At 61.3% G+C, this 26,990-nt stretch carries 29 protein-coding genes and 1 pseudogene; 19 read left to right on the top strand and 11 right to left on the bottom strand.

What is annotated here, in order from left to right; all coding sequences use genetic code 11:
- Positions 1 to 101: 101 nt before the first annotated feature.
- The 4 genes from PI87_RS14545 (at position 102) to PI87_RS14530 (ending at position 3,647) form a co-directional block, all read left to right on the top strand.
- Positions 102 to 1,100: a hypothetical protein gene (locus PI87_RS14545; protein WP_039598423.1), complete on the top strand. Its 999-nt coding sequence runs from the start codon at positions 102 to 104 to the stop codon at positions 1,098 to 1,100.
- Between the two features lie 540 nt (positions 1,101 to 1,640).
- Positions 1,641 to 2,294, top strand: coding sequence for a glutathione S-transferase family protein (locus tag PI87_RS14540; RefSeq protein WP_039598422.1), 654 nt, complete (start codon positions 1,641 to 1,643; stop codon positions 2,292 to 2,294).
- A 66-nt stretch (positions 2,295 to 2,360) separates the two neighbouring features.
- The gene (locus PI87_RS14535) at positions 2,361 to 3,011 is read left to right on the top strand and encodes a dihydrofolate reductase family protein (protein ID WP_039598421.1); all 651 of its coding nucleotides are present in this window, start codon (positions 2,361 to 2,363) and stop codon (positions 3,009 to 3,011) included.
- A gap of 66 nt (positions 3,012 to 3,077) precedes the next feature.
- Positions 3,078 to 3,647, top strand: a complete 570-nt coding sequence (locus tag PI87_RS14530) for a YdeI/OmpD-associated family protein (RefSeq protein WP_039598420.1) — start codon at positions 3,078 to 3,080, stop codon at positions 3,645 to 3,647.
- Between the two features lie 80 nt (positions 3,648 to 3,727).
- On the opposite strand, the gene PI87_RS28555 is transcribed toward PI87_RS14530, so the two are convergent.
- Complete coding sequence (locus PI87_RS28555; protein WP_084209968.1) at positions 3,728 to 4,102, bottom strand: cytochrome c; 375 nt, start codon at positions 4,100 to 4,102, stop codon at positions 3,728 to 3,730.
- A gap of 81 nt (positions 4,103 to 4,183) precedes the next feature.
- The gene (locus tag PI87_RS14525) at positions 4,184 to 5,041 is read right to left on the bottom strand and encodes a LysR family transcriptional regulator (protein ID WP_039598419.1); all 858 of its coding nucleotides are present in this window, start codon (positions 5,039 to 5,041) and stop codon (positions 4,184 to 4,186) included.
- An 80-nt stretch (positions 5,042 to 5,121) separates the two neighbouring features.
- Here PI87_RS14525 and PI87_RS14520 point away from each other — a divergent pair, with 80 nt between their 5' ends.
- Positions 5,122 to 5,502: a tautomerase family protein gene (locus PI87_RS14520; RefSeq protein ID WP_039598418.1), complete on the top strand. Its 381-nt coding sequence runs from the start codon at positions 5,122 to 5,124 to the stop codon at positions 5,500 to 5,502.
- 47 nt (positions 5,503 to 5,549) lie between these two features.
- Positions 5,550 to 6,215 carry an alpha/beta fold hydrolase gene (locus PI87_RS14515; RefSeq protein ID WP_442965491.1) on the top strand — a complete coding sequence of 222 codons (666 nt, stop codon included), beginning with the start codon at positions 5,550 to 5,552 and terminating at the stop codon, positions 6,213 to 6,215.
- A gap of 137 nt (positions 6,216 to 6,352) precedes the next feature.
- Here the strand turns inward: PI87_RS14515 and PI87_RS14510 are convergent, their stop codons facing one another.
- Positions 6,353 to 6,763, bottom strand: a complete 411-nt coding sequence (locus PI87_RS14510) for a hypothetical protein (protein WP_039598416.1) — start codon at positions 6,761 to 6,763, stop codon at positions 6,353 to 6,355.
- Positions 6,764 to 7,050: 287 nt separating this feature from the next.
- The gene (locus PI87_RS14505; protein ID WP_039598415.1) at positions 7,051 to 7,674 is read right to left on the bottom strand and encodes a hypothetical protein; all 624 of its coding nucleotides are present in this window, start codon (positions 7,672 to 7,674) and stop codon (positions 7,051 to 7,053) included.
- Positions 7,675 to 8,225: 551 nt separating this feature from the next.
- Between PI87_RS14505 and PI87_RS14500 the strand changes: the two genes are divergently transcribed.
- Positions 8,226 to 8,831, top strand: coding sequence for a class I SAM-dependent methyltransferase (locus PI87_RS14500; RefSeq protein ID WP_039598414.1), 606 nt, complete (start codon positions 8,226 to 8,228; stop codon positions 8,829 to 8,831).
- A gap of 122 nt (positions 8,832 to 8,953) precedes the next feature.
- Here the strand turns inward: PI87_RS14500 and PI87_RS14495 are convergent, their stop codons facing one another.
- Genes PI87_RS14495 through PI87_RS14485 form a run of 3 tightly spaced genes read right to left on the bottom strand, consistent with a single transcriptional unit; the run spans position 8,954 to position 10,700 of the window.
- Positions 8,954 to 9,805: an MBL fold metallo-hydrolase gene (locus PI87_RS14495; protein WP_039598413.1), complete on the bottom strand. Its 852-nt coding sequence runs from the start codon at positions 9,803 to 9,805 to the stop codon at positions 8,954 to 8,956.
- A gap of 18 nt (positions 9,806 to 9,823) precedes the next feature.
- A complete protein-coding gene (locus PI87_RS14490) occupies positions 9,824 to 10,150 on the bottom strand; it encodes a hypothetical protein (RefSeq protein ID WP_039598412.1) in 327 nt (108 codons plus the stop codon).
- Between the two features lie 7 nt (positions 10,151 to 10,157).
- Positions 10,158 to 10,700 carry a hypothetical protein gene (locus PI87_RS14485; protein ID WP_039598411.1) on the bottom strand — a complete coding sequence of 181 codons (543 nt, stop codon included), beginning with the start codon at positions 10,698 to 10,700 and terminating at the stop codon, positions 10,158 to 10,160.
- A 166-nt stretch (positions 10,701 to 10,866) separates the two neighbouring features.
- Here PI87_RS14485 and PI87_RS14480 point away from each other — a divergent pair, with 166 nt between their 5' ends.
- The 4 genes from PI87_RS14480 (at position 10,867) to PI87_RS14465 (ending at position 17,447) form a co-directional block, all read left to right on the top strand.
- Positions 10,867 to 11,823: a LysR substrate-binding domain-containing protein gene (locus tag PI87_RS14480; RefSeq protein ID WP_232314004.1), complete on the top strand. Its 957-nt coding sequence runs from the start codon at positions 10,867 to 10,869 to the stop codon at positions 11,821 to 11,823.
- Positions 11,824 to 12,060: 237 nt separating this feature from the next.
- A complete protein-coding gene (locus tag PI87_RS14475; RefSeq protein WP_039598410.1) occupies positions 12,061 to 14,193 on the top strand; it encodes a hypothetical protein in 2,133 nt (710 codons plus the stop codon).
- Between the two features lie 1,114 nt (positions 14,194 to 15,307).
- Positions 15,308 to 15,583 (top strand): hypothetical protein, encoded by a 276-nt coding sequence (locus PI87_RS14470; RefSeq protein ID WP_039598409.1) that lies wholly within the window; start codon positions 15,308 to 15,310, stop codon positions 15,581 to 15,583.
- Between the two features lie 91 nt (positions 15,584 to 15,674).
- Positions 15,675 to 17,447 (top strand): hypothetical protein, encoded by a 1,773-nt coding sequence (locus PI87_RS14465; protein ID WP_052321546.1) that lies wholly within the window; start codon positions 15,675 to 15,677, stop codon positions 17,445 to 17,447.
- A 41-nt stretch (positions 17,448 to 17,488) separates the two neighbouring features.
- On the opposite strand, the gene PI87_RS14460 is transcribed toward PI87_RS14465, so the two are convergent.
- Both PI87_RS14460 and PI87_RS14455 read right to left on the bottom strand, forming a co-directional pair.
- Positions 17,489 to 18,298 carry an arylamine N-acetyltransferase family protein gene (locus PI87_RS14460; protein ID WP_052321545.1) on the bottom strand — a complete coding sequence of 270 codons (810 nt, stop codon included), beginning with the start codon at positions 18,296 to 18,298 and terminating at the stop codon, positions 17,489 to 17,491.
- Positions 18,295 to 19,284, bottom strand: coding sequence for a helix-turn-helix domain-containing GNAT family N-acetyltransferase (locus tag PI87_RS14455; RefSeq protein WP_039598408.1), 990 nt, complete (start codon positions 19,282 to 19,284; stop codon positions 18,295 to 18,297). The genes PI87_RS14460 and PI87_RS14455 overlap by 4 nt, the downstream gene beginning before the upstream one ends.
- A gap of 169 nt (positions 19,285 to 19,453) precedes the next feature.
- Here PI87_RS14455 and PI87_RS14450 point away from each other — a divergent pair, with 169 nt between their 5' ends.
- From PI87_RS14450 to PI87_RS28550, 5 genes and pseudogenes are all read left to right on the top strand, one after another.
- The gene (locus PI87_RS14450) at positions 19,454 to 20,242 is read left to right on the top strand and encodes a GntR family transcriptional regulator (RefSeq protein WP_039598407.1); all 789 of its coding nucleotides are present in this window, start codon (positions 19,454 to 19,456) and stop codon (positions 20,240 to 20,242) included.
- The gene (locus tag PI87_RS14445; RefSeq protein ID WP_039598406.1) at positions 20,239 to 21,972 is read left to right on the top strand and encodes a fumarate reductase/succinate dehydrogenase flavoprotein subunit; all 1,734 of its coding nucleotides are present in this window, start codon (positions 20,239 to 20,241) and stop codon (positions 21,970 to 21,972) included. Before PI87_RS14450 ends, PI87_RS14445 begins: the two co-directional genes overlap by 4 nt.
- An 18-nt stretch (positions 21,973 to 21,990) precedes the next feature.
- Positions 21,991 to 22,236 carry a 4Fe-4S dicluster domain-containing protein gene (locus PI87_RS14440; RefSeq protein WP_039598405.1) on the top strand — a complete coding sequence of 82 codons (246 nt, stop codon included), beginning with the start codon at positions 21,991 to 21,993 and terminating at the stop codon, positions 22,234 to 22,236.
- A gap of 7 nt (positions 22,237 to 22,243) precedes the next feature.
- Positions 22,244 to 23,203 (top strand): HEAT repeat domain-containing protein, encoded by a 960-nt coding sequence (locus PI87_RS14435; RefSeq protein ID WP_039598404.1) that lies wholly within the window; start codon positions 22,244 to 22,246, stop codon positions 23,201 to 23,203.
- Positions 23,130 to 23,438, top strand: a pseudogene (locus tag PI87_RS28550) (DUF971 domain-containing protein); the annotation flags it as partial. The gene PI87_RS14435 and the pseudogene PI87_RS28550, both read left to right, overlap by 74 nt.
- Positions 23,439 to 23,467: 29 nt before the next feature.
- On the opposite strand, the gene PI87_RS14430 reads toward PI87_RS28550, so the two are convergent.
- A complete protein-coding gene (locus PI87_RS14430) occupies positions 23,468 to 24,043 on the bottom strand; it encodes a YbhB/YbcL family Raf kinase inhibitor-like protein (RefSeq protein WP_039598403.1) in 576 nt (191 codons plus the stop codon).
- 189 nt (positions 24,044 to 24,232) lie between these two features.
- Here PI87_RS14430 and PI87_RS14425 point away from each other — a divergent pair, with 189 nt between their 5' ends.
- Both PI87_RS14425 and PI87_RS14420 read left to right on the top strand, forming a co-directional pair.
- A complete protein-coding gene (locus PI87_RS14425) occupies positions 24,233 to 24,793 on the top strand; it encodes a YggT family protein (protein ID WP_021192817.1) in 561 nt (186 codons plus the stop codon).
- 195 nt (positions 24,794 to 24,988) lie between these two features.
- Positions 24,989 to 25,171: a glycine zipper 2TM domain-containing protein gene (locus PI87_RS14420; protein WP_039598402.1), complete on the top strand. Its 183-nt coding sequence runs from the start codon at positions 24,989 to 24,991 to the stop codon at positions 25,169 to 25,171.
- A gap of 18 nt (positions 25,172 to 25,189) precedes the next feature.
- Here PI87_RS14420 and PI87_RS14415 read toward each other — a convergent pair whose 3' ends face one another.
- Entirely contained in the window at positions 25,190 to 26,158 is a 969-nt protein-coding gene (locus PI87_RS14415) for a GlxA family transcriptional regulator (protein WP_157003145.1), read from the bottom strand.
- A 136-nt stretch (positions 26,159 to 26,294) separates the two neighbouring features.
- Between PI87_RS14415 and PI87_RS14410 the strand changes: the two genes are divergently transcribed.
- A complete protein-coding gene (locus PI87_RS14410) occupies positions 26,295 to 26,966 on the top strand; it encodes a cysteine hydrolase family protein (protein ID WP_039598400.1) in 672 nt (223 codons plus the stop codon).
- The last annotated feature ends 24 nt before the right edge of the window (positions 26,967 to 26,990 follow it).

Genomic DNA, 26,990 nt, shown 5'->3' with positions numbered 1-26,990 from the left:
AACCGAAGGTATTACCTGTATGGCTTGTTGCTATTTGCCCGCACACGGCAGGGTCGTGCGCGCGGGCTTCGCTCACACATTTTCTCTTCCGAGGTGACCCCATGAAAACCGTTGCGCTGATCGCGATGACTTGTGTTGCACTCACTGCCTGTGGCGGCGGTGGCGACTCCTCCACATCAGGCACCGGTTCGAATGCGGGAACCGGAACGGGTACAGGCTCGGGGCCGGGTACAGGTTCGGGCACGGGCACGGGCACCAATCCAGGCTCGGGGTCCAATGGCGGCAGCACGCTCACGCTGCGCTATGAAGCCCTGTCGCCCGCGGCAGATGCGGCGAGCTTCCTTGCTCTGGTGAACAGCGAAGGCGCAAAGGGTTTTCGCTATCTGGGCGACCGGTTCAACGCGTCGGGCAGCACCACGACTTCAGTCTTCGTCAACGACGGCACCGCGCAAACGTACACGTACGAACTAGTCGGCGCACAAAGCGGCCAGTCGGCCTTCCTCGCGCAGGCAAACGCCGAGGGTGCACGCGGCTATCGCTTTGAAGGTCCGCTGACGTATGGAAACTTGTATCGCAAGGACGGCGGCTCGTCAGCCACCTATACCTACGCTGCGGTAGCCTGGCCGACCAGTCAGGCCGCGTTCCTCACGCAAGCCAACGGGCAAGGACAATCGGGCTACTGGCTGGTCGGCCCGATCATGCTCAGTTCAGCGAGCACGAGCCTGTACATGAAAAACAACGCGTCAAACGCGACCTACACCTACGACGCGCTCACGCTGCCGACGACGTCGAGCGGCTTCATCGCGCAGGCGAACAGCGAAGGTGCAAACGGCTATCGCGCAAAGGGGGCGTTGATGTTCGGCGCCGACTCCGCGTGGGTCTACGTGAAGGACCAGACCCAATCGCCCACCTTCACGTACCAGTCGGCAACCGTGCAGACGGCAAGCGCGGCGTACATCCAGCAACTGAACGACCTTGGCGCGCAGAACAACGCTTACCTTGGGGATCTCATGCTCGGCACATCGGCGTCTTACTACTTCAAGGCCAGCAACTGCAGCGGATTCCTCTGCACGACGCTGAATCCGCTGACGCAGAACTGAACACACGTCGCGCGCATCGGCTTGACCCAGGTCTGACGTCAGCCATCTGATGCTGCTGCCGGTCGCGGCGCCCTGCTCCACTTCTGAACCTCTGAGGCTCACGCCTGAGGTTCAGAGCCCCATACATGGCGGGATTGACTCGGCACCGCGAATCTTGTTTGCTCGGAACGCCACGCTTTGAACCTCATACATGCGGTTTTGGGGTTGATCTGCTCACTACGCAGGAGGGGGCTGGTGGAACTGCATCGGTGAGAGCTGTTCAAGGAGCTGGAACGGGGCGGAGTCAATAACAAGATGCTGTTGCTTTCCTCGGGACAGGCGGGGAAAGTACAACGCGGCGGCGCGTTGTGAATGTGAATGGTTGGGGGATGTATGTGTGGTGGTTTGGGGGCCAGATGTGGATGTACCGCCAATCACCCGAACAGAAAACATGTCGAACTGGCCCCGGCTCGTTCGTCGTGGATAAAGCAGCGCAAGAAACACGTCCCGTGTCGAAGAAATCGTCGTCCGCGCCATAGCTTCCCATCCCCGGAGCACGCAATGCCCCCCACCATCACTGCCTTTGAACGGTCGCCCGACGGCGGCAAGGGACTGGCGCGTGACACGCGCGTGCGCTGGGCGCTCGAAGAGACAGGCCAACCCTACGAGGTTCGGCTGGTTTCGTTCCAGACGATGAAGGAACCCGCACATCTGAGCCGGCACCCGTTCGGCCAGATCCCCACGTATGAGGAAGGCGATCTCGTCCTGTTCGAGACCGGGGCGATCGTTCTCCATATCGCAGAGCACCATGCGGGACTGTTGCCGGACGATGACAATGCCCGGGCACGGGCGATCACATGGATGTTTGCAGCGCTCAACACCGTGGAGCCGCCGATCCTTGAACTCGTCACCGCCAGGTTTCAGGAGGGCGACAAGCCCTGGACCAAGGAGCGCTTACCGCTAATCATGGATCGCATCCGCCATCGGCTGGAGCAGCTTTCTGCGCACCTGGGCGATGCGGCGTGGCTTGATGGTGCGTTCAGCGCGGGGGATCTGATGATGGTGTCCGTGCTGCTCCGGCTGCGGGCGTCGGGCCTTCTGGACGAATTTCCGAAGCTGGCGGCCTATGTCGCTCGCGGTGAGGCGCGGCCCGCTTACAAGCGGGCTTTCGCTGCGCAATTGGCGGTATTCACTGGCAAACTGCCGGGCGGCTGAGGAACGGCGGCTGTGGGTTGCCAGTGGTGGGGGATGACCTGTTAAGCATCTACACGGAGGCAAACGATGACACGCGTTCGCGTTGCAGGCTGCACCATCTCGCTCGACGGATACGGAGCGGGTCCGGATCAAGACATCAACAATCCGCTCGGCGTTGGCGGGATCGAACTGCACCAGTGGCTGATCCCCACACGCACCTTCCAGCTGCACCTGTTCGGCAAGGAAGGCGGCACGACCGGGGTTGACGATGATTTCGCCGCCCGCAGCTTTCAGAATGTCGGGGCCTGGATTCTTGGGCGGAACATGTTCGGCCCCATCCGCGGGGAATGGCCGGACACCAACTGGAAAGGCTGGTGGGGAGACAACCCGCCGTATCACGTTCCAGTCTTCGTCCTGACGCACCATGCTCGCCCCTCCCTCGAGATGGAAGGCGGCACCACGTTCCACTTCATCACCGGGGGCATCCACGAGGCGCTCGACCGTGCGCGCGAGGCCGCAGCCGGAATGGACGTGCGGATCGGCGGCGGGCCGAACACCATCCGGCAGTATCTTCGTGAGCACCTCATTGATGAGCTGCACATTGCGATCTCGCCAGTCCTGCTCGGCCGGGGGGAACCGCTGTTCGAAGGGCTCGACTTGCGTGCACTGGGATACGCGTGCGTTGAGTCCGTGGCATCAGAGAAGGCGACGCATGTTGTTCTGCGGCGCCAGGGGTGACGGTGGCCTGACGACGGGCCTATACCGCCTGCTACGCCATTGAACAAGCACGTAAGGTTTAGCGAAATGCACAACCCAACACTCTCGTTCACCCATCAGGAAGCTTGGGAAGCCTGGCTCGAAGCCAACGCAGAGGATGTGCCCGGTGTCTGGCTCCGCATAGCAAAGCGGTCTGCCGAACAACCGACTGTGTCCTATGCACAGGCACTTGAGAGCGCCCTCTGCTACGGGTGGATTGACGGGCAAAAGCAGGCGGAAAGCGAGCACTACTGGCTACAACGATTTACGCCTAGAACGGCCAAAAGCATCTGGTCGAAGATCAACAAGGCAAAGGCTGAGGCGTTGATCTCCGCCGGAAGGATGCGCCCCACAGGGCTTCGCGCGATCGATCAAGCCAAGCACGACGGACGTTGGGAGGCGGCCTATCCCTCTGCGAGTACGTCGACCGTGCCCGATGATCTGCAACAAGCCCTCGACACCAACCCGAAGGCCAAGCAATTCTTCGCAACCCTGAATGGCCAGAACCGGTACGCGATTCTGTTCAGAATCCAGAACGTAAAGAAGGCCGAAACACGCGCAAAGAAAATCGCTCAGTTCATCGACATGCTGAACAACGGCGAAAAGCTTCACCCATAGCGTTCAACGTCGGCCTGGAGCCGGAATAGCCGTCGGCCTCTCGGTGCACAGGCGACGGCTTTCAGTCATAACCTGTCTATTTATTTCTTTGAAATCAGGCCACTCATGTACTGATTCAAATCACGGAAGTCCTTAACCGTCCAAGGGTGAGGTGACAGCTTGACACCATTCTCCCGCAACGTTTTTGGAATCAAGTCTCCATTTGGCCGAAGTATGACTGACGAAACAATGACGCCCGGATAGTCACTGAGTCGCTTTCTGAAAGCGGATGTCGTCAGATCAGGCGTAGGTGGATTGCTCTTGTTGGCCAACGGCCCTGTTCCTTTGGCATCTGCTCCGTGGCACATGGCGCATCTTGCCAAAAAGAGCTTCTTCCCATTGTCGCTATCCGCGAAGGATAGTGACGTCTGAATAAGCAATGAAATCCCTAGTGAAGCGATGAAGATTGTTCTCATTTTTTCGTAGTTTTTTTTTTACAAGCCTGCTATGAAACAACATCCGCCCTTCCGCGAGCAACCCGATAACCTAACGCTCCGCTAGCCTCGCACCACGCTCCGGAAGGCCGCTGAAAGCGCGGCCAGCACGTCACGAGGGCGACCGTCCTTGACCCTTGTGTGAAGCAGAATCGGCAGCCGCGGCAAGCCGGGAAGCCCAAGCTTGGCGCCCACGTCAACGGCGCCAAACGGCAACATCCGCGGCGCCAACGCGGCAACGCCAAGCCCGGCCATGACGGCCGCAGAAACCGCCGCCACACCGCCACCAACGAAGACTTCTCTCCACGGCACGGCTGCTTCGTCGAGAAGCTTACCTGCCAGCGCACGCACGCCGCATGGCTCTGCAAGCGTGGCAAGCGGCAGTGGCTCATCTGCTCGAGGATGCCAGCCAGGTGCCGCGAACCAGCCCAGCTTTTCTTCGGCAAGCACTTCTCCGTCATCCCGACCGACATGCAAGCGGGCGATCACCGTGTCGAGTTCTCGTCGGTCAAAGCTTTGCAGCAGGTCACCCGACGATCCGATCCGGACCTCAATCAACAGCTCCGGGTCTTGCGCGTTCATGCGCGCGATCAATGCCGGAAGCTCTGGCCCCGCAACATGGTCACTGATGCCAATGGTGAGGCGCTGCCGGGTCCCGACAAATGCAGAGAGCGCGCGATCATGGACTTCCAGGAGTTCGCGAGCGTGCTCAAGGAAGGTTGCGCCCCGCGCTGAGAGCTCCACGTACCGGGGCGTTCGCTCAATCAACCGGAAACCGAGCCTGTCTTCGAGCCGCTTGAGCTTCAAGCTGACTGCGGCTTGCGTTGTCTGCATGGCCTGGGCGGCACGCGTAAAGCTGCCAAGCTCAGCAACACGGACGAAGGCCGTGACGGCATCCAGGTCGAGGGGGCGCTCAGTCATTTCAAATGATTATCATTGAAATAAAAATACATAACCCAACAGAATAGTTAGTATGAAGCGAGACAACAAGGGGACTCACGATGCCACTCGCTCATATCTCGTTGCGCACCGGAAAGACGGAAGCCTATCGGCAGGCAATCTTCGACGCCATTTACCGCGCGATGCGCGAAACGTTCAACGTTCCTGAAGACAACCAGTTCATGGCCATGACTGAGCATGAAGCTGCGAACTTCCGCTACGGCGCGTCTTATCTTGACGTCGCCCGGAGCGACGACCTCGTGTATATCCAGATCACCGCCAACAACACTCGCACCGTGGAACAAAAGAAAGCACTGTTTCGGCGGATCGCGGAGCTGCTTGGCGAGAACCCGGGCATCCGGCCGGAGGACGTGTTCGTGAGCCTTGTCGAGGTTGTGAAAGAGAATTGGTCTCTCGGCCACGGCCTTGCGCAATACGCTTGAGGCAATGCGGTGTCCATCGCCAACAATTCAACACGTCGAAACGCTTGATGCACTCCCCCCACGAAGACATGGAGAACCAGAACTTGCATGCCCCGTCGACATTGCTCTTTCTGCCAGGGGCATCTGGCAACACTGCGTTCTGGCAGCCGCTCGCCGGTCAGCTCACGCACCCTGCCACACAGGTCTTCCTTGGGTATCCGGGGTTCGGTCAGGAGCCCGTCGCGCCCGATGTCAACGACATCGACGACCTTGTGCGGATGGTCGTATCCCGCATCGACCAACCCACCGCCTTGATCGCCCAATCGATGGGGGGTGTGATTGCGATTCGCGCTGCGTTGGAGAAGCCTGACCTGGTGACCCACTTGGTGCTGACGGTGACTTCTGGCGGGCTCGACACACGCGCATTGGGTGCCGCGGATTGGCAAAACGAATTCATCCAGGCCAATCCGACCTTCCCAGATTGGTTCACATCGTTCAAGGCCGATCTGACGGACGCGCTGGGCCGGATCACACAACCGGTCCTGTTGCTTTGGGGAGATGCCGATCCAATCAGCCCGGTCGCGGTTGGCGAGCGGCTAGCTGAACTGCTGCATGACGCGCAGTTGCACGTCGTCTCAGGTGGCAACCACAACCTGGCACATGAGCATGCGTTGCAGCTGGCTCCGCTGGTTGATGCCCACTTACTTCGGCGCGGCGCCAGTGACCGCGCTTGACATCGCAAGGTTGGATGACGGCCGCGCGCGTACGCTTGTTGACTGACCGCTCAGGGGCGATCTCGAGCCTCGTCCCTCACGGTCATTCAACCGTGCATTCGTCGTTGGTGAAGCACGGCAAGGGGAGCGTCAGACGCTCACTGCAAGAGATGCGCATCGACATCCAACGCAGCTTCAGCAGCACCACCCATCAAGCCGCGGTAGTAGAGATGTACGCCAACGGCCAACGAGTCATGGCGAATTTCGTGCAGTGCGCGCCATGCTTCGGAGGGGTCTTCGAACACAAGGTAGCGCGCCTCCCCCTCCACCAGCGCGGCGACCCCATGGAGCCCATGGCGATGCAATGCGTCCACCAGGTGATCCAGGCTGCGGTGCGTGCGGGCGTCGGTGTGCGGGTAGAGCATGTGCAGCACAGCGATACGCTGGGAAGATGACTGCGCGGTAAATGCAGCAACGATGTCGCGATGTTGAAGGGCCGAAACCGTGTTGTCGGCCTCGGAACGGAAGGACAAGTGTCCGGTGTCGAGCGTAGTGTTCGTGGTGTTCATGGCATACCTCCTGGGGCGTCAGCAGAACGACGGTCAATCGAAGGTAGGAAGCCTCACCGGATATTGCAATGCACAAAAACGGAACGCATTGTTCCGTTTGCTGGGTGGAACTCGCGCTGGCAGGGGTGGAGGGTGCGGCACCTATCCACCATTGAGATAGGTCTCATCCGGAAATGCCGCCAGCTCAGATGCGTTGGACGTGTTCCACGCGGGCTTCACGCTCAAGGACCGGGGCGGCTGATGCACCGCCCTGAGCGTTTTCGGTTCCGAAGCCCGCGCGCGCGCACTCAATAGCAGATGCCTGTTGCGGTGGAGTTGGCGCTGATGGTTGAGGTATTGAAGTCAACGATATGCGGGTTCCCGCTCGCACAAGCCATCACCCACGACTTCTGGTTTTGCACGGCAGTGCCCAAAAGGATCTCGGTCTGCCCTGGGGCAATCGAACCCGCGCCCTGCTCATACACATACCCGCTTGGGCTATAGGATGCCGCGTGGCCGCTGCAAACGAACAGTGTGCCCGTTGAGCTGGGTGCCGTTGCGTAGAGGTTGCAGTAGGCAGTCGAGATTCTCGCGTTGCAGGTGTTCGTGATCGTGATCGAACCTTGTGCCGTGGTGCCCATACGCAGGCAGTTGACCGCGCTGGTGCCGGAATTGGTGCTGATGCTGCCGCTATTGCCGCCGTTGCCGCCGCCGTTGCTGCCGCCACCATTCCCCGGTGTGCCGCCATTGGTGCCAGACCCCACGTAGACATAGAGACCAGTGTGGTCACCACCGGCGCAGTTGCTGTAGGCAAAGCCGTAGCCCGTTGTCGTGCTCGGATTGACCGTTACGTTCAGGCCCTTGGCAAACGTCTGCGCATTGGTGAACCAATCCGCTTGGGTCACACCCGTGCTGCAGCTTGCGCTGAGCATGACGTTGGTCCCAGCCGGCAACGGACTGTTTGCCGTAGAAGCTGGAGACGCGGACACCGTGCATTGCGGTTTGACAGCGCTGCAGCTTGCACCATCGCCGGTGAGGGAACCCCCAGACCCGGAGGCGTTGCCGCCACCACTGCCACCATCGCCACCGCCGCATGCGGCTGCCATCAGCGCGGCGCTTGCACATAAGAGCAAAGTCGCCAGCCGGTTTGTACGTTTCATTTTGATCTCTCCCTGTTCAGAACATGACCTGAGCCGTAGAAAGGGGCATCGCTCAGGCAGGGGCAGAAATATCAAACCGGGTAGGTGCGAACATCCCCAAATTTAGGGGCGCTGCGCGATGGAAAAAGACGTTGGTAAGGAAGGCGACGCGCCTCTTGCAAGGCCGCTATTGGATGGTCGTGTTGCTGTCTTCATTGAAGAATCAACCGCGCGTTCATCGCGCTGTGCCGGTCAACCAATTCCCCAGATGGGCCGATCTCCATCAGAATGCGTGTTTCGAATCGAGCTGATCGTCCACTACACAGCGCATTCTCGGAGACTTCATGAATGCTCCCGCTGGTACAGCCGGCTATGGCAGCCGTGCGACTGAGTTGGTTGCGCAGTATGAAAGCATTGCGTTTGAGGCGGTTCATCGAGATGTCATTCATCTCTTTCCGCGGAATACTGCAGATGTGCTCGACATCGGCGCAGGCTCTGGCCGCGACGCCGCCGCACTGGCTGCGCGCGGACATCGCGTCGTTGCAGTCGAGCCGACGCCAGAACTGCGGCATGAGGGGGAAAGGCTTCACGCCCTCCCCAATCTCGAATGGGTGGATGATCACTTGCCGATGCTCCGCGTGATGCGCAGCAAACCGAAGCGCTTTGATCTGATCCTTCTTACGGCGGTCTGGATGCACCTTGACGAGACGGAGCGGCAGACCGCGATGTTTGCCGTAGCCGAACTCTTGAGCGCTGGCGGCTTGGTCGTCATGTCGCTTCGGCACGGTCCTGTCCCCGATGGGCGGCGAATGTTCGATGTGTCCGCAGACGAGACCATCGCACTGGGTATGCAAGCCGGATTGCAGGAACATCACTGCAGCAAACGCGAAGACATGCTTGGCCGGGGGGATGTGACCTGGAGTTTCATCGCTCTGAAGCGGGTATCTTGAGCCGCCGCAGTCTGACGGCGTCGTTCCAATCAGGGAGGGTTTCTCAGCAATGGAACGACTGCCCCCCCGGGTCAGGAATCGCCTTTCACACACGTTCTCGATCAAGCGTTCATGCGCCAACGTCATCCTGCAGCGTCGGTCTCGTAAAACAAACCATATCCCTCGCTCGCCCGCTTGATGCGCGCGAAGCCGAGTTCCCCCAAATGCATCCCGGCGATCAACAGCCCCTCCGCGCTGACCATGTCCAGAAGCCTTGAACGTGTCGTGGCTGCCTGGGACTGATCTTGATCGAATGCAATCGATACGCCTGGCCGCTGAATCTGGATGTGGGGAAAGTGAACAACGTCCCCCCAGACAAGAAGACTCTGGTCACGGGATTCGAGGACGTAGCCGGTGTGCCCATCTGTGTGCCCCGGCAGCGGCATTGCGCTGATACCGGGGAGCACCTCTCCCTCATCGCACGTGCGAAGCTTGTCGCTGTAGCCGTCGAACACCTGACGCGCTATCTGAAAGTTGCCGCGTGCCCGCTCGCTGGCGCGGCTCAGGTTGCCGTCATCCCGCCAAAACCTGACCTCTCGTTGATGCGCAACCAGCTCCGCATTCGGAAAGGCAATTTGCCCGGCTGCGCTCACCAGCCCGCCGACATGGTCAGGATGCGCGTGTGTAAGCAGGATGGTGTCGACCGTCGATGGCGCTATCCCGGCATGCAGCAGATTGGCTTTCAGGCGGCCGCCCCATTGCTTGATGCCCCCGGCACCTGCGTCGATGAGGATGGTACGGCCCGCCCCACGCACTACGTAGCAGTTGATATGCACAGCAGCCGGCGCCTGCTGCCCCGCATCGCGCTGCATTCTGGAAGCCTCAGACGTGTCGATATTCGAGAGGAAGTCGAGGCTGGCGGTGAGGTAACCATCGCTGATGGCGGTGATCGTGAAATCCCCGACTTGCTGACTGGGAAAAGTAAGGGTGGACACAAGACCTCTCCTGACGGGCTAGTTGCGGGCGTCAATGTTCGACGCCGCATGACCAAAGCAACGGATGCGCGCCGTGAGCCCTGTGCGACGGGCAATTGCGTTATCCAGGGCTTCCATGAACTGGTTCATGACCCGTGGCGTGCGAAACGTCTCGAGGCGGTATTGGATGTCCGCAAAGACGGGATGCCCATATCCGTGCCGAACATCCACAAAGATGACGTGAACGTTCTTGAGCGCTGCTGCAAGCACAGTGGTGCAGAGTTCGATGCAGTCGCGAGAAAGCTCGGCAAGGCATTCATCCGACGGCATCTGCTTCACGTCCAAATAGAAGGTGATGTTCGGCATCTCAGCGCTATTCCTGCGCTGTCGACAAGGAGCCTGCGCTTGTCAGTTGCTCCGTCATCGGCACGTAAAGGTGAATCCCTTGCGCGATGTGCTCGACAACCTGCGCATTGCACCGAGGCAGTACCGCGAGCCAACGGCGCTCTGGAAACCTCTCGAGCGCAACGGCCTGCATGGCCAAGGGCGTGATGCCCATTTGGATCAACGAATCGGGACCGCTTGCACAAAGCGCGAGAAGCTCATCGTCCTTTACCGCTGGAGCGAGACCGATGTCGCTGTAAAGATTTCGGTGCCAGTCAGTGATCTGCTGCTGCCACCTCGCGAAATTGCCGCCGCCCTTTCGACGGTATTCCTCTCCGGTCAAGACGTCGGGGCCGTCAATCGTGTGAATGGCCAGATAGACGGGGCAGCCATCGCTGATCGCCTTGAAGCGCTGCGACGTGTGAAACCCCGTCACCGAGATAAGCGCGGACAGTTTTTCCTGGCTGTAAAAGTCGTTCCATTCGGCTTCGCTGGTTGGGTCAGCGAAGCTGCATTCCACGGTATAGAGCATCAGTTTGTCCTTCGAGCAGGATGCGTGTCGTTCTGCAGACGGTTCATGTTCACTGCAGTAACGTAATGCTAGGCTGGCAATTCCGACGTATAAAACGAAATAACGTCAGGCTTCAGTGACATTTACTCAAGCTGACGACGAGCACACCTTGATCGGCGAGACGTCAATGCCACGCAAAATTCCAAGCAATTCCGCACTCCAGGCTTTTGAAGCCGCAGCTCGACACGGAAGCTTCGCCCGCGCCGCCGAGGAGTTGGCGCGCACCGAAGGCGCCGTCAGTCGTCAGATTGGCCGGTTGGAGGCGTTCTTGGGCGTCACCTTGTTCGAGCGGGTCGGCAATCGCGTACGGCTCGCACCCAACGGTGCGCGATATGCGGTGCAGGTGCGAGAGACGCTGGACAGGCTGGAGCGGGACAGCCTGTATCTGATGGGGCAGCCGATCGAAGGCGCGAGCATTGAAATCGCCGCAATTCCAACCTTCGCCACCCGCTGGCTGATCCCCCGGCTGAAGCGTTTTCAGGATCAGCACCCGAGCATCACCGTGCATATCGCCGAGCGGATGGAGCCCTTCCTGCTCGCGGGTAGCGGCTTCAACGCGGCCATTCATTTTGAGCACCCGGCATGGGCGGGTATGTATCTGCATCCCCTGCTGCAAGAGGTACTTGTGCCCGTCTGCAGTCCGGCGCTGCTTGCAGACGCCGGCGCGAACCCGTCGCTGGATGTGTTGCCACGTTTGCACAGACGACAGAATCCGGATGCGTGGCAGGTGTATGCACAAGAGTCCGGCATCGTGCTCACCAACTCGGCGGTTGGTGCACGTTACGACCTCCATTCCATGCTGATAGAGGCGGCACTGGCTGGCTTGGGCGTTGCGCTGGTGCCGCGTCTTTACATCGGAGCGGAGCTTGAACAAGGCCGTTTGGTGGCGCCTTGGCCAGACGGCAAAGCGATTACCAAGAACTTCTGCCTTGTGCTTCCTGAGCCGATCGAGTTGAGTGAGGGGCCTGTGCAGGCGTTTGCCAGGTGGATGCTTGGGGAGGCTCAGGGGGCGGTGGCAGGCGGATCAAACGCGAAAGATTCACAGCGCCCCCGCAAAACGGCTGCTGGCAGGAGGGGAAGTTAATACCCCCAAGCAATAAAGACCACTCGTTTCATTCCCATGAAATAACCAAAATCTCCACCTAACCAAACGGTTATCCCACGATATAGGGATAGATTCCCTGCTGCTTTTTTCTTAGCATCCGCGTGCGCGAGCGCACTCGCCCGCGCGCACATAGAGGTTGCTGCTTAACGCCTTTCTCAATCGAGAGGGGCCATTTGCGCGCAACCTCATGACAAAACAAAAACAGGGAGGTTTTTGATGAAAGCAACGCATGCCAAGAGCATCTGGCAATTGAGTTCGGCCGCGACAGTCATTGCATTGGCCGCAGTGACGCTGGTTGCCGGTTGCGGCGGGGGTGGAGGATCGGATAGCTCCGCTTCGAGTGGCACAAGCACTGTCACGCCGGCAGCCGCTAGCCTGACCGGCACCGCCGCCACCGGTAGCGCGCTGGCCAACGCCAACGTTGTCGTGACCGACAGCACCGGCAATTCGCCGTGCGTTGAGACAGCCATCACCACCAGTGCGCTGGGCACGTACACCTGCACGCTCAAAACTGGCGCGACGGCGCCGTTCTTCGTGGTCGTCACCGACCCGACCGGCAATACCGCGCCGCTGGTCAGCGTGACCACAACCACCCCGCCGGCCGGCACGCCGCTCACGCTCAATGCCACGCCGCTGACCTCCGCCATCGTGGCGCAGCTCTCGCCGGACGGGAACCCGCTGACGCTGGTCAATGCCAAGACGGTGGATGCGAACGCGCTCAAGGCCGTTACCGCCAACGTGGTGAAGCAACTGTCATCGGTGCTGAGCGCCATCGGTGCGCCGGCCAACTATGACCCGTTCGCCACCAGCATTTCCGCCGCTACGCCGTCTGGCGTTGGCAACACGGCCGACCAGATCCTGGACGTGGTGACGGTATCGAAGGACCCGGCCACCGGCCAGCTGCGACTGGGTACGGTGGACGGCACACCCGTGCCGCTGGCCACCGCCACCGGCGGCGGCTCGGCGCTGCCTGCACCGGCTGCCAACGTTTCCAGCTTGCCGCAGGGTGCGCAGGCGTTGGCGAATGCGCTGACGGCCTGCTTTGCACTGCCGACTTCGCAACGTGTGCTCGGTGTTGACACGTCACTGCCGATGACGCAAGGCGGCCCGAAGGTGACGTCGCTGGCGCCGGCCTGCCAGAACATCGCATCGGACACCAGCAACGCTGGCGGCATCGCCTTCCTGCACAACGGTTACGCGTTCGGACAGTTGCTCTACGGCTACCTGGTCAGCGATAGCATGACCGGCGCCAAGTTCAGCGTGCCGGAAGTCATGGCGTTCTATCCGGCGGGCTCGGCGTCGTCCCCCACGTACGACACGGCCGTGCTGAACAACAAGTACCTGGACATCAACGGCAACCCGGGCAACATCATCGTGCTGGTGCGCTACGTCGCCTCGGGCACGTCGAGTGCACACCCGTCCAACTGGTGGGTCGTGGGCAATCAGCAGCCTGTGGAAATCAGCGACCGCCTGCTGGTTCGCCGGGTCGAGCAGGTCAACCCGAACTTCACCGGCACCAGCGCCAACAGCAACGCCTATAGCCACTTCCAGACCGGCATCCAGTTCTCGATCAACGCCAAGGGCCCGGGCACCGTCAACGGCAACGGCACCCTGAACTTTGTGCGCGTGACCGGGCCAGGCCTGCCCACCAGCGGCCTCGTCTACGTTGCCCCCACCGGCGACAGCAACGAGCCGGATCAGTGGTACATGGACGTGAGCAACAAGTTCGGCGTCGTTCCGGCCACCACCCGTTGCAGCAACGGCGGCACGGCCACGTTCAACTGCCCGAACTTCTGGTTCGCCCGTACGGTTGGTTTGACGGGCAGCGCCGCGACCACGCTGGCCGCCCCGCGCAGCGATTTCAGCAACCCGGTCTGGGCGCAGGCATCGGACACCCTGGACCCGACTCCGGTCACCAAGGGCTCGCGCTACAAGGTTGAGCTGTTCTATGGCTCGCAGACCACGCCTGACCGCGTGTATTACAAGTCGCTGATCACGGATCTGGTGCAGGCAACGCAGGCTGTGAACCTGCCGTGGAATACGGCTGGCAGCCAGACGCTGGCGGATCTGAACCCGTCCAACAGTGCCACCAACGGCGTGCTGTCTTCGATCACGGCAGATTGGGTGCAAAACCTGTCAGCCCAACAGATCGGCAGCGCTGCCGTTACGGTGGACTTGAAGGGCACCTACAGCGCGTCGACCAACGTGCGCCGTGGCGCAACTTCGGTTGTGATCGCACCGAACCTGCAGCAGGTGCCGGCGCTGACCAGCACTGGCACGCGCTCGCTGCTGTTCAACTACCGCATGCTGGACAACAGCATGAAGAGCGCCGTGTACACGTACAACTAAGCGAGAAAGCGACGCGATCCGGCCGACGTTCTTGCACGCCATGCATCAGGCGTACGGAACGTGGTCGATCAAGGTGGTGGAAAGGCGTGCCAGGCGGCACGCCTTTTTCTTTGCGCGTCTACCGCGCTAACGCTGCCCCGCCGCAGCCGCCGGCGCACAACAGCGCGTGACATCAATCACCCGATTCCGACACGCAGGCAACCCCGGCGGGTTCTTGCACAGCAGCGAACAGATCGTGATTTTCGACATGCGCGCAGGATACCTGCACCGGCTTTCTTGCCGGAATGCGTTGCCTCAAGCTCGGCGTTTGAGGCTTTTTTCTCGGAGCGCCGAGCTTTTTACCTCGCGTGTCGAGTTCCAAATGTCGATCGCGAGGCTTTTTGCTCCACCGTTGCTGCTTTTTTCAGCAAGGTATCGAGTCTTTTTGCTCGGTGCTCCGCATTCTGAACTCCACGCGTGAGTTTCCGAACTCGGCGCGCGACACTTTTTTCCTCACGCTTGCTGTTTTTTTCAGCAACCCATGACACTTTTTGGGTCTCGATTGAGGCCATGAACTCGGCGAGTGGGGTTCTGGACTCGACGATCGGCGCTTTTTGCTCGGCGACCGGTGCTCTGAACTCGGCGTTTGGAGCTTTTTGCTCGGCGTTTAGGGTTCGGAACTCGGGGCCTGCTGTTCTGAACCCCGCGCGCGGCGCTTTTCTACTCGGCGGATGCACTCTGAGTCTCGCACCGCCAGAAACCCCAACTTGCCGTCGCTGCTCGGCACCCCTAAACTCAGCCCCGCTCGCGCAAACAAGCGCAGCCGGGACTGCAATCCCGAATTCAGATCACACCGTGAGTGTCGTTATGACACTGACGCGCCGTCGTTCGCCTATATGGGCGGGCCCGGCAGGGAGGGCTTCGGCCCTGCCGGTTCTTGTGTGATCTGATCGGTATTGCAGACCTTGCCGTGTGCCCGCCCACCCCTCCTGGTGGGCGGCTCCCCTTACTCAAAGTTAGAGGGCAAGACGATGGCATTACTGATTCACGCTGTTCCCACATCTCGCGGACGCTGCTCCGCATATTTCCCCTCCCCACCCTGCATTGATCGCCACGCCGTGTGCGGAGGTGCGCGATGACGCTTGAACACAACCGGGACTATCTGAAAGGCGCGCTGTCTGCGCGGGAGTTTCTGCGGCGGACGCAGGCGGGGCTGAAGCTGCATCGGCAGTTTGAGCCGAGGGTGCTGCGATGGGAGTTTCAGAGCTACGCCTGTGAGAAGTCGGCGGAGTACCACGCGGGGTTTTTAGATGGGATTGGGGTGTATTTGCTCACCACGCTGGAGGGGGTGTTGGTGGAGTTGTATCGGTGGGAGTTGTTGGAGGAGCTAGAGCGGGGGCGGGGTAGATAAGAAAAATTAGCTTCTCTCCCCGAGACGGGCGGGGAAGAGAGCGAAGAAAGGCTCTTAATGAATCACCTTCCAACAGCGCAACAGAAACTGAATGGCTTACATCATCTTTCAGTTGATGCAGCGAGCCGAGAAGCAATACGCACGGGATAGAATCGCCATGCAAACCAGCACTGTTAGGGAGGCCTCAATGGCGGGAAGAATCTACACAGAGGAAGAAGTCCAAGAATTGACTGACCGCATCTTCCTAATGAAAACGAAACTGGAAGCCGGAAAAATGCACTTCGCCGCGCATCTCGTCGATGGTTTCAAGCAAAGCTGGGAAGCGATCAGGTTACGCCCTGACGGACTCGTTGACCCCGCCTCAGTCGATGGGCGCATCAGAGCTGCAGCAATGGCTGTACGAGCAATGAAATACCGGGAAGAGAGCATGGCTGCCTTCAGCCTGGCGCAAATCCAGGAGATATATTTCGAGCTTCTTTTTCGCGAACTCGGTTGGCTGTATGACGAGATGCAAAAGAAGTCCGCGTCACCTGCAGATGTCGCCAGATTGGCCGTAAAGAATCCCGATTTTGTTGCAAAGGTCACGAAGGGACTTCCGGAACTTGCTGCAAATCTGCACGAATTCTGGAGCGCCGTTTCCGAGTCCGGCGCATTTCATCTTCAGGATGGACCGCAGTTAAAAGCAACCTTCGCTGGAGACCTGTTTCCTGCACATTGGGAAAATGCAGTATCAATGGCAGGATTGTATGTCGACACAATAGTGCTTCCTTGCCCGATAACTCGAATATCGCCCCTCATTGGTCACCTACCTGACCAGACCGTTGCCTCGCTATTCATCAAGCACACCTTGACAGCAATGTCGTATCGGGACATTGCACTGGCAGACGTAAGCCCCCCAATAGTCTTGATCTTGCCTCATGAGACCGATCTCGACGGCAAAGGAAAAATGGGGCTGACTGAACGAGCGACACCCGCGATATGCGCTCATGGTCAATACCTTTTTGGTCGCCAATTCGAGTCAATAGAAGATCTCGCGGACTTCTGTGCTTCTCTTGCGACGGTCGATCAGGTCATGAGCGAACTGAAAGGCCCTGATCGTCTTCTCTTCGACACAGAATGGGGAGAAGGCGCTCATCGCCAACTCACGCGAGCCATGACAGAGCGAGAGTTCATTCTGCCGGATATGGATGCAACATGTGCTGGCCATCATGTGCTCGGTGCATGCTTGGGAAGAATGCCGCAAGCTCTTGCAGCGCAAGAAAATGCGTTCCATGTCGGTGGCACACCTTTCATAAATGCGGAAACCTCATGGCGCTACTACACGTGGATGTTGGACTACGAAGGTCGCCAAGTCACCAATGATCCTGCGCGACTCCAAAGCATGCATGTCGTGCATGCTTTGTCCGCCGAACAGGACACGAATTTGTCGTGGCTCGGCAAAGTACCACCGGAGACAGTAGTTCAGATACGCAAACAAGGAGCTGCTGAAGAAATCCGGGCCATGCTGGGTCATGGCGTGACCAACCTCATCGGTGTAGACCCGAACAACTATTTCCGGACTGCTGACCAAGTTGTCGAAAATCTCGATAACGCTTTTCGCGCTCATCAAAAGTCGCTGCTTGAGGCAAGGCAAAAGAAGCTCAAACTGTACGGATTCGATCTAGCGAGTTGCATTACGGTAGGCGGCATTGCTGTCACCGCAGCTCTAACGAGCAATCCAGCGCTGGGCGCACTTTCCGGTGTCCTTGGGGTTGCGGGTCTACCAAACCTGAGGGAAATCAAAACTCGGTTTCGTGAGATTGCCGAGGAGGATCGAGTCCGACGTATGTCGCCAACAGGCCTGCTCTTCAAGCATTTGAAATGACCGCCCCTGCACCACAATCTCCGTCGGCCTCCTTGCGTTGATCACGCCCACTCCGGAACCCCCGGCACCCGCATCCCCTCCACCTCCGGCAAATCGATGCCGAAATATTCGGCCAGCAGATCCCGCAACGCCCGCCGATCCTCCAATTCAAACTTATGCGGCGTATTCCCACGCCAAATCGTCGCATCCCGATTCATCACCGTCACCCGCCCCTCATCAGTGATGGCACGCATCAAGATGCGATTCATAAACGGCGACGCTGGATACGTAGACGTGTAGTGGTTCGCCATCTCGAAGTCGACCGGGTAGTCCTGTTCCAACGTGGTGACCCACGCATCGACCGGCGTATCGCTGCGCACCTGCGCGCGCAGCACCCAATGGTCTCCATCGCGCACCATCCAGTGCAATTCGCCATCGATGCTGACCTGCGTGCCGTCCAGCGGCACCGGCACGCGCGGCGCCAACGAGCCAAAGCCCACGTCGACGACGAAGGTGCCTTCGGGCAGCGGCACGGTCAGGAACATGTGGGTGCGCGCGGCTTCAGTGCGCGGAAACAGCAGCACCACGCGCGATGAATGCCGCACCGGTTGAAAGCCGAGTTGCTCCAACACTGCCGCAAACAACGTCTCGTGCTCAAAGCAGTAGCCACCCCGGCGTGCATGGACGAGCTTGTTCTGGATGCTCTCCAGATCAATCCGAATACCGCGCCCGAGCAGCACGTCGAGGTTCTCGAACGGAATGTGCCGCATATGCGCGCGCACCAACTGCGCGAGCGTGTCGTACGTTGGGCGGGTATCGCCGCCCCATTGGATTCGGTTGAAGTAGGCGTCCAGGTTGATCTGCGATGTCACGTACGGTCTCCTTGCGCGTGTGCGCGGCGGCGGAATTGCTGTTCAGTCACAGTGCTGCCCCACTGCGTACCCTCTTCTTCCTGCGTGAGTTCAAAGCCGAATGATTCGTACAGGTGGCGGGCTGCATCCAGACCCTTGAAGGTATTCAGATAGGTTTCATCAAAGCGAGCGTCGACAAACTGCATGGCTTGCGACATGAGCTTGCGGCCGACGCCCGTGCCACGCAATGCGTCATCCACGATAAACCACCGCAGATGCGCAGCACGATAGTGAGGGTTGCCATCGATGGCCAGCGATGCGAGGCAGCGGCCGTTTTCCACGCACAGCCAGAGCGCCTTGTTCGGATCGGGCAGGGATTGCGCAAAGTCGGCCAGTTCGGTCGCGACCCGGCGTTCGAAGAACACACCAAACCCCCAGTGCTGCGCATAGAACCGGCCGTGCAGACTTGCAATGTCGCCAATGCAGCCGGGCACGTAGCCTTGCACGATCTGGGGGCCGGTATCTGCGGTGCCTTGCTGCGGCTTGTGGTCGTTGTCATCGGCCAGCGCGCTGACGTATTGCGACAGGGATGCGACCAACCGTTGCTGATCTGCCGGGGTGAGGTGACGCAGCGCGTTGGAGACTTGGTCCGATGCAAACGCGTCGATCTTACGCCGCAGTTGCTGGCCGGTCTTGGTCAGGTACAGCTCGGAAGAGCGCGCATCGTCACTGCTGGTGCGGCGCTCGATCAGCCCGGCGGATTCCAGGCGCGTGACCTGACGGCTGGTGCTCGACTTGTCCAGCCGCAACAGCTCGGCCAGATCCCGTGCTGGAATGCCCGGTGCCCCGGCAATCTCCAGCACTGCATGCACCGCAGAGGGCGCTAAGTCACTCTCCGCCAGCGTGTTGCGCATGAAGCCCAGTTCGCGCACGAGCTTGCGCGAGACCTCGCGCAGCTCACGGATGGTCTGCTCGCGCGATTGCGCGGGTGTCTCGATGAAATCCATGCCAACCTCAACAAGTTGCACTGAGCAACCAATATAGTTGCGCAACACAACCTTTTCAAGCACCAAAGAAAACCGCAGAACCATATCGAAAAAGCTTCGTTCCCCTGCCAACGTCGTCTTTTTAGACTGGGCGCACTTGTTATGACGAGTTGACACGTGCACCCCCAAGATGACGACGTCCCCACCCTCCCCCCGCCTGCAAGCGCCGCCGCTCTATGAGCGAATCAAGGGCGCGCTGCGCGAGAGCATCCTCAGCGGGCAAGCCGCGCCCGATACGTTGCTGCCGTCTGAAGCCGCGCTGTGCGAGCAGTTTGGCGCCAGCCGCATCACCGTGCGCCAGGCGCTGGCCGATCTGCAGAACGAAGGGCTGATCTTCCGCCGCCACGGCAAGGGCACGTTTGTCAGCCAACCCAAGGCCTTCCAGAACGTGACGGCGCTGCAGGGCTTTGCGGAGGCGATGTCTGCGCAGGGCCACAGCATCCACAACCGCGTGCTGCGGTTGGAAACGGTGCCCGCGCCCGTTGACGTGGCACAGGCACTGCAGCTCGCGCCCGGCACGTTGGTGACTGAATTGCATCGTGTGCGGCTGCTCGATCGCGCGCCAGTGTCGCTGGAGGTGACGTGGCTGCCGGAAACGCTCGGCCACGTCGTTGCCCGCGCAGACCTGGCAACGCGCGATGTCTTTCTCGTGCTGGAGCAGGACGCGGGCGTGCCGCTCGGCCACGCCACACTGGCCATTGATGCCGCGCTGGCGGATCACGCAACAGCAACGGCACTCGACGTAGGTGCAGGCGCACCCATCCTGCGCGTAGAGCGCCTCACGCACGACGCGCACGGCAACCCCATCGACTTTGAACGCCTGTATTTCCGCGGCGATGCCTTCCAGTACCGTCTGCGGCTGGACCGGCAGGTGGCCGCATCGGCCCAATCCATCTTCCCTTTGCAAGGCACCGTATGAACACGCAGGAACTGGAGTACGACCTCGTCATCGTGGGCGGCGGCACCGCCGGCCCCATGGCTGCCATCAAGGCCAAGGAACGCAACCCCGCGCTGCGCGTGCTGCTGATCGACAAGGCGCATGTGAAACGCAGCGGCGCTATCTCGATGGGCATGGACGGTCTGAACAACGCGGTCATTCCCGGCCACGCCACACCCGAGCAATACACGCGCGAGATCACGCTGGCCAATGACGGCATCGTCGATCAATCTGCCGTGTACGCGTATGCGCAGCACAGCTTTGCCACCATCGAGCAGTTGGACCGCTGGGGCGTGAAGTTCGAGAAGGACGAGACGGGCGACTATGCCGTCAAGAAGGTCCACCACATGGGTAGCTACGTGTTGCCAATGCCGGAGGGGCACGACATCAAGAAGGTGTTGTATCGACAGCTCAAGCGCGCGCGGGTGGAGATCACCAACCGCATCGTCGTCACACGTGTGTTGACGGATGCCGACGGCGCGGCGTGCGGCGTGCTCGGCTTCGATTGCCGCACGGCGGATTTTCTCGTTGTGCGCGCGAAGGCCGTGGTACTGAGTTGCGGCGCAGCCGGGCGGCTTGGCTTGCCCGCATCCGGTTACCTCATGGGCACCTACGAGAACCCCACCAACGCGGGCGATGGCTATGCGATGGCGTACCACGCCGGTGCAGAGCTATCCAACCTGGAATGCTTCCAGATCAACCCGCTCATCAAAGACTACAACGGCCCCGCCTGTGCCTACGTCACCGGCCCGCTGGGCGGCTTCACCGCCAACGCACGCGGCGAACGCTTCATCCAGTGCGACTACTGGAGTGGTCAGATGATGTGGGAGTTCTACCAGGAGTTGCAGGGCGGCAAGGGCCCCGTGTTCCTCAAGCTCGACCACCTGGCCGAAGAAACCATCCAGACCATCGAGACCATCTTGCACACCAACGAGCGCCCGAGCCGCGGCCGCTTCCACGCCGGGCGCGGCACCGACTACCGCACGCAGATGGTGGAGATGCACATCTCCGAAATCGGCTTCTGCAGCGGGCACAGCGCATCGGGCGTGCACGTCAACGCGCGTGCGGAGACGACGGTGCCCGGCCTCTACTCTGCAGGCGACATGGCCGCCGTGCCGCACAACTACATGCTGGGCGCGTTCACCTACGGCTGGTTTGCCGGGCAGAACGCGGCGGACTACATTGCCGGAAAACAAGGTGAGGTACGCGTCGACGACGAGCAGATCGCCCACGAGCGCGCGCGCATCTTCGCGCCACTGCAACGTGACCACGGCCTTGCTCCGGCGCAGGTGGAATACAAGCTGCGCCGCATGGTCAACGACTACCTGCAGCCGCCCAAGGTCACGCGCAAGATGGAAATCGGCCTGCGCCGCTTCGACGAAATTGCCGAAGACATCACGCACCTGCACGCGCGCAACCCGCACGAGCTGATGCGTGCAATGGAAGTCAGCTTCATCCGCGACTGCGCGGAGATGGCCGCGCGTGCCTCGCTCTTCCGCACGGAAAGCCGCTGGGGCCTCTACCACCACCGCGTGGACTACCCCGCGCGCGACGACGCCAACTGGTTCTGCCACACGCGCCTCTACAAAGACGCGCAGGGCGCGATGGTCAGCCGCAAGCAGGCCGTCGAGCCCTACGTGATCCCCGTCGATGTGCACGGCACGCAAAGTGTCAACGCCTACGCACATCTGCGCATCCCACAAGCCGCATGAGATTGAGGAGCGATCGCCATGCCATTCACGCCCCACGACATCGCCTCGCGCAGCAGCGCACCGGTCACCATTGACGAAGCCAAGTGCATTGCCGACAAAGGCTGCACGGTGTGCGTTGACGTCTGCCCGCTCGACCTGCTCGCCATTGACCTGACCAAGGGCAAAGCCTTCATGCAATTCGACGAGTGCTGGTACTGCATGCCCTGCGAACAGGACTGCCCAACCGGCGCGGTGAAGGTCGACATTCCCTATCTGCTGCGTTGAGGTGCTGATGACGACAACGACTCTGATCCGTCTGCGCGACACGGATGCCGCCACACGCCGCGTCGCACTCCTGCAGCTTGCCGATGAAGAAGACGCCGACGTACTGCCCGAGGTGATTGCACTGCTGGCGGAAGACCCATCGCCCGATGTGCGGTTTGAAGCCGCGCGCATTCTGGCAACGTGGGAACAGCCTGACACCGTGGCCGCGCTGGCGCGCGCACTGGAAGACCACGACGCCGCTGTGCGTGACGCAGCGGCGCTCGGGTTGGGTGAATTGAAATCGCCCGAATCTGCGCCCGCGCTACTGCCGTACGTTGCTCACGCAGATGCCTTCGTCCGTGCCGCAGCGTTGCGTGGTTTGCGCGAGCTGCGTGTGTCCGAGGCCGACGCCCCGGCGCTGGCCGCACTGCAAGACACCGAAGCCACCGTGCGCCGTGAAGCGGTAACCGTGCTGGGCTGGCGCAAGCAGGTGGCCGCATTGCCGGCATTGGCAGAACGCGCGCGCGGCGATACCGATGCCGAAGTGCGCCGCGCAGCCGCCGGCGCACTCGGCTTGGCAAGCGATGCATCCGTCTTGCCTGCGCTGCTGGATGCGCTGCGTGACCCGGTCTGGCGTGTGCGTGAGGAAGCGGCCGCCACGCTCGGCAAGCTGCGCACGCTGGCACCCAACGCCGATGTCACCCGCGCGTTGGGTGAAGCACTGGCCGACGACTACTGGCAAGTCCGCCTGCAAGTTGCCCGAGCACTGGGCCGCTGGCGCGCCACACACGCCGTCGACATCCTTGCCGCCTTGCTCACGCACCCGATCAGCAATCTGCGCAAAGAGGCTGCGCTGGCCTTGGGTGAAATCGGCAGCGCCAGTGCGCTACCTGCATTGCACGCAGCGGAATCCGATGGCGACCCGGAAGTCGTCAAGGCCGTGCGGATTGCGCTCGCGCAGCTTGGGAGCCCACATGCACGCGCCTGAGCGGATCGACAACGACATCGCCCAGGGCCAACTGCATCTGGCCTGGGCGGATACCGCAATCTCAATCGATCACGCCGCGTTGCGCCGCGCGTGCCGCTGCGCTGGATGCCAGGCGATGCAGCGACAAGGCAAGCCGATCGATGCGCCGCACGACGTGCGTGTCACTCGCATTGAACCTGCGGGCTACGGCGTGCAACTCATCTTCAGCGACGGCCACACGCGTGGCATCTTCCCGTGGACGTATCTCGCATCGCTGGCGGGCTGTCAGAAGTTGCCGAAGCGGCCAATCCACGCAGTGGCGCCCTTGGTGTGCCCCTTGAGTGCGGCTTCCAGCTCGGCGCGGGTGAGCCCGTTGGGCAGCGCGTCCGGCGCCAGATCGGTGGCGATCAGCAGGAACACGTAGTGGTGCATGCCGGAGCCCTTGGGCGGGCACGGCCCCAGGTACGCCGGCTTGCCGAGGGTGTTCTGCCCCATGCGCGGGCCATCTCCAGTGCCGGCGCCTTCGTGCAAGCCGGTCTGCGTGGCGGGAATGCCGTAGGCCATCCAGTGGTTCACGCCCAGGCCACCACCGCCCTGCGGGTCGCTCACGATCAACGCGAGGCTGGTGGTGCCGGCCGGCACGTCAGACCAGGCCAGCGGCGGCGAGACGTTGTCGCCCGTGCAATTCGGGTTGGCAGCGTTCTTGCCGGCGTACTTACGGTCCATCACGCCGTTGTCGGCAAACGCAGGCGACTGGATGGTGAAAACACCTGACTGCGCCTGCGCTTGCGACACGGCAGCCAGACTCGCAAGCAGGAACAGCGCGGCATTGAACAACGTGCGGAGCAATCGTGGTTTCACGGGGGTCTCCTTGGGCCTTGAGTGGAATGCGCCACCACGATACGCCAAGGCCCATGACAATGCCTGCTGCGCGCGACACGTCACCACACGCAGCTTGCCGTCAGGGTCCCGTGCGACAATACCGCGCCCCGGGCGATCCACCTTCGCCCCGCTGTTTTGGCCTCACCTGACCATAGGAGACCCGGACGCATGTTCGGCGACATCACGCGTTTTCTGCTCGACACGATCTTCTCGCTCTTTGGCGCAGCGCTGCTGATACGCGCCTGGACGCAGGCGGTGCGGCTGTCACCGCGCAACCCGCTGTCGCAGGCCATCTTTCAGTTGACGGGCTGGCTGGTGCATCCGCTGCGCCGGGTCATTCCGGCCACGGGCTACATCGATTGGTCTTCGCTGGTGGCAGCCTATGCCACGGCGCTCGTGTATCTGTTCCTGCTGCTGGCCTCTGTGGGTGTGAGCCCGATGGCGCTCCTGCCGTGGGGCTTTGTGGCAGCGCTATTCACGGTGCTCAAGTGGGCATTCAACGTGCTGGTGTGGGTGACCATTGCGTCGGCCATCCTGTCGTGGATGGGCCCGGCATCGCCCATGGGCGCGGTGCTCAACACGCTGGTTGACCCGCTGCTGCGCCCGATCCGCCGCGTGGTGCCGCCGCTGGGCGGGCGGCTGGATCTGTCTCCGCTGATCCTGCTGGTGATTGCGCAGGTGCTGGTGATCGCGCTGTCGCATCTGTCGCTCTCGCCGCTGTTCATGTGAAAACCTGCTCACGATCCTACTGCGCAGCCCGATCTTGGCTCTGTGATGCTCGCCGTACACATGTACGGCTGCGCTTCTCAAGCCAACCTCGGACTGCTCGCTACGGATCGTGAGCAGATTCTGAGCGCGGCACGCGCCTTGCTCGACTGAAGGTGTCGGCGCACACATTGCGCCGGCCCGATCAGGAGAGCACACATGAACACATGGAAAACGGTACTCGCTTCGATGGTTGTTGTGCTGGTGCCCGCGCTGTCTGCATGCACACTCGGCGGCGCAGTGGCCGGTGGCGTGGCGGGGCATGAACTCACGCACAGCCCGGCCGGCACGATCGGCGGTGCAGCCGCCGGCGCCATCATCGGCCACGAGCTTGGCCAGTAAGGCCCAGCCTTCCCCCTTTCAGGTTTGCGCGAACAGTGCGCGGTAGGCGCTGGGCGACGTGTGATACGTCCGGCTGAAATGCTGGCGCAGCGACACCGCACTGCCAAACCCCGCCAGTTGCGCAATCGCCTCCACCGGCTGGCGTGTGGTCTCCAGCATGCGCTGTGCATAGGCCAAACGCTGGCCGAGCAACCATTGGCCAACGGTCGCGCCGGTCAACTCACGAAAGCGCCGCGTGAAATTGCGTCGGCTCATGGCGGCACGTTCTGCCAGCGAGTCGAGTGTGTGCGGCTCGGCCAGGTTGGCGACGGCCCAGTTCAGCAGATCGGATAGACGATCGCCGCCCGGCGCATCGTGCAGCGGTTGCTCGATGTATTGCGCCTGCCCGCCCTGCCGGTGCGGCGCCACCACCAGCCGTCGCGCAATGCGGTTGGCCACCTCTGCGCCATGCCAGCGGCGCACCAGATGCAGGCAGCAATCCAGCCCCGCAGCGGTGCCGGCGGATGTCACCAGCCGGCCATCATCGGCATCCAGATACAGCACATCGGGCACCAGCTTCACGCGTGGGTAGCGCTGCGAGAACGCTTCGACCGCGCTCCAGTGCGTGGTCGCCTCGCGGCCGTCGAGCACACCGGCCTCCGCCAGCACAAATGCCCCCAGGCACAGGCCGACCACCGTGGCGCCACGCTCGTACGCAGCGCGCACGGCATTCACCATGGGCGCGGGCGGGCGCTCTTGCGTGTCGCGCCATGACGGCACGATCAGCACGTCGGCGCGGGCGGCGTCTTCCAGCGTCAGATCGGTCTGCACGGCAAACCCGGCCGTGGTGCGCAGGCCGCCTTTGCGGGCGGGCTCACCCGCGCAGATCCGCAGGTTGTAGGCAGGCAGCCCCGCCCAGATGCGGTCTTCGAAGACCAGGCACGGCACGGAGAGGTGAAACGGGCTGATGTCGTTGAAGGCCAGAACGGCGATTTCCAGGGGTTGCATGGCGCATCCTTTGGTTTGGCCCAATTTCATCGATGAATGTCTTCCGGGCCACTATCAGGAAGGATAGCCATGCACGAAGATGCTGTCCACGGGCTCACGCAAATGCCCGATCCCAACCAGCTCTAGGAGCCTCGCCATGACTGCAACCGCCACCCCCGCCGTTACCCCAAACCGCGCCCTGATCGTCATCGATGTGCAGAACGAATACTTCACCGGCGGCCTGCCGATCGAGTATCCCAACCCGCAGCAGACTGTTGCCAATGTCGGCGTTGCCATGGATACGGCGCGCGAGGCTGGGATTCCGGTGATCGTCGTGCAGCAGACTTCGCCTGCCAGCTCGCCGCTGTTTGCCATCGATACGGATGGCTGGCAGTTGCACCCGGTGGTGGCCTCGCGTCCGCATGACCACTACGTGCGTAAGACGCTGCCGAGCGCCTATCCGGAGACCGATCTGGCGCAATGGCTGGAAGCGCGCGGCATCGACACGCTCACCGTGGTTGGCTATATGACGCACAACTGCGATGCGTCCACCATCAACCACGCGCTGCACAACGGTACGGCAGTGGAGTTCCTGCACGATGCATCGGGCGCGGTGCCGTATCAGAACCAGGCGGGCTTTGCGAGCGCGGAAGAAATCCACCGTGTGTTCAGCGTGGTGCTGCAATCGCGCTTTGCGGCGGTCATGTCGACCCAGGAATGGGTACACAGCGTGAAGACCGGCGCAGCGCCGGTGCGCGACAACATCTACAAGTCCAATCAGCGGGCGCGTGGCCTGCTCAAGGATGAGGTGGCGCAGAAGGCCGCCTGAGTGCGCGGCGTTGTCGCCAAAGCG

Source organism: Ralstonia sp. A12, assembly GCF_000801955.1.
In the GTDB taxonomy this organism is placed as follows: domain Bacteria; phylum Pseudomonadota; class Gammaproteobacteria; order Burkholderiales; family Burkholderiaceae; genus Ralstonia.
This window is presented reverse-complemented; position numbering and strand designations above follow the sequence as displayed.

What these genes read in the sequence shown, in the direction of transcription:
- PI87_RS14545 (WP_039598423.1), top strand. Translation starts at nt 102, where the DNA reads ATGAAAACCGTTGCGCTGATCGCGATGACTTGTGTTGCACTCACTGCC.
- PI87_RS14540 (WP_039598422.1), top strand. Translation starts at nt 1,641, where the DNA reads ATGCCCCCCACCATCACTGCCTTTGAACGGTCGCCCGACGGCGGCAAG.
- PI87_RS14535 (WP_039598421.1), top strand. Translation starts at nt 2,361, where the DNA reads ATGACACGCGTTCGCGTTGCAGGCTGCACCATCTCGCTCGACGGATAC.
- PI87_RS14530 (WP_039598420.1), top strand. Translation starts at nt 3,078, where the DNA reads ATGCACAACCCAACACTCTCGTTCACCCATCAGGAAGCTTGGGAAGCC.
- PI87_RS28555 (WP_084209968.1), bottom strand. Translation starts at nt 4,102, where the DNA reads ATGAGAACAATCTTCATCGCTTCACTAGGGATTTCATTGCTTATTCAG.
- PI87_RS14525 (WP_039598419.1), bottom strand. Translation starts at nt 5,041, where the DNA reads ATGACTGAGCGCCCCCTCGACCTGGATGCCGTCACGGCCTTCGTCCGT.
- PI87_RS14520 (WP_039598418.1), top strand. Translation starts at nt 5,122, where the DNA reads ATGCCACTCGCTCATATCTCGTTGCGCACCGGAAAGACGGAAGCCTAT.
- PI87_RS14515 (WP_442965491.1), top strand. Translation starts at nt 5,550, where the DNA reads ATGCACTCCCCCCACGAAGACATGGAGAACCAGAACTTGCATGCCCCG.
- PI87_RS14510 (WP_039598416.1), bottom strand. Translation starts at nt 6,763, where the DNA reads ATGAACACCACGAACACTACGCTCGACACCGGACACTTGTCCTTCCGT.
- PI87_RS14505 (WP_039598415.1), bottom strand. Translation starts at nt 7,674, where the DNA reads ATGCTCAGCGCAAGCTGCAGCACGGGTGTGACCCAAGCGGATTGGTTC.
- PI87_RS14500 (WP_039598414.1), top strand. Translation starts at nt 8,226, where the DNA reads ATGAATGCTCCCGCTGGTACAGCCGGCTATGGCAGCCGTGCGACTGAG.
- PI87_RS14490 (WP_039598412.1), bottom strand. Translation starts at nt 10,150, where the DNA reads ATGCCGAACATCACCTTCTATTTGGACGTGAAGCAGATGCCGTCGGAT.
- PI87_RS14485 (WP_039598411.1), bottom strand. Translation starts at nt 10,700, where the DNA reads ATGCTCTATACCGTGGAATGCAGCTTCGCTGACCCAACCAGCGAAGCC.
- PI87_RS14480 (WP_232314004.1), top strand. Translation starts at nt 10,867, where the DNA reads ATGCCACGCAAAATTCCAAGCAATTCCGCACTCCAGGCTTTTGAAGCC.
- PI87_RS14475 (WP_039598410.1), top strand. Translation starts at nt 12,061, where the DNA reads ATGAAAGCAACGCATGCCAAGAGCATCTGGCAATTGAGTTCGGCCGCG.
- PI87_RS14470 (WP_039598409.1), top strand. Translation starts at nt 15,308, where the DNA reads ATGACGCTTGAACACAACCGGGACTATCTGAAAGGCGCGCTGTCTGCG.
- PI87_RS14465 (WP_052321546.1), top strand. Translation starts at nt 15,675, where the DNA reads ATGGCTTACATCATCTTTCAGTTGATGCAGCGAGCCGAGAAGCAATAC.
- PI87_RS14455 (WP_039598408.1), bottom strand. Translation starts at nt 19,284, where the DNA reads ATGGATTTCATCGAGACACCCGCGCAATCGCGCGAGCAGACCATCCGT.
- PI87_RS14450 (WP_039598407.1), top strand. Translation starts at nt 19,454, where the DNA reads ATGACGACGTCCCCACCCTCCCCCCGCCTGCAAGCGCCGCCGCTCTAT.
- PI87_RS14445 (WP_039598406.1), top strand. Translation starts at nt 20,239, where the DNA reads ATGAACACGCAGGAACTGGAGTACGACCTCGTCATCGTGGGCGGCGGC.
- PI87_RS14440 (WP_039598405.1), top strand. Translation starts at nt 21,991, where the DNA reads ATGCCATTCACGCCCCACGACATCGCCTCGCGCAGCAGCGCACCGGTC.
- PI87_RS14435 (WP_039598404.1), top strand. Translation starts at nt 22,244, where the DNA reads ATGACGACAACGACTCTGATCCGTCTGCGCGACACGGATGCCGCCACA.
- PI87_RS14425 (WP_021192817.1), top strand. Translation starts at nt 24,233, where the DNA reads ATGTTCGGCGACATCACGCGTTTTCTGCTCGACACGATCTTCTCGCTC.
- PI87_RS14420 (WP_039598402.1), top strand. Translation starts at nt 24,989, where the DNA reads ATGAACACATGGAAAACGGTACTCGCTTCGATGGTTGTTGTGCTGGTG.
- PI87_RS14415 (WP_157003145.1), bottom strand. Translation starts at nt 26,158, where the DNA reads ATGCAACCCCTGGAAATCGCCGTTCTGGCCTTCAACGACATCAGCCCG.
- PI87_RS14410 (WP_039598400.1), top strand. Translation starts at nt 26,295, where the DNA reads ATGACTGCAACCGCCACCCCCGCCGTTACCCCAAACCGCGCCCTGATC.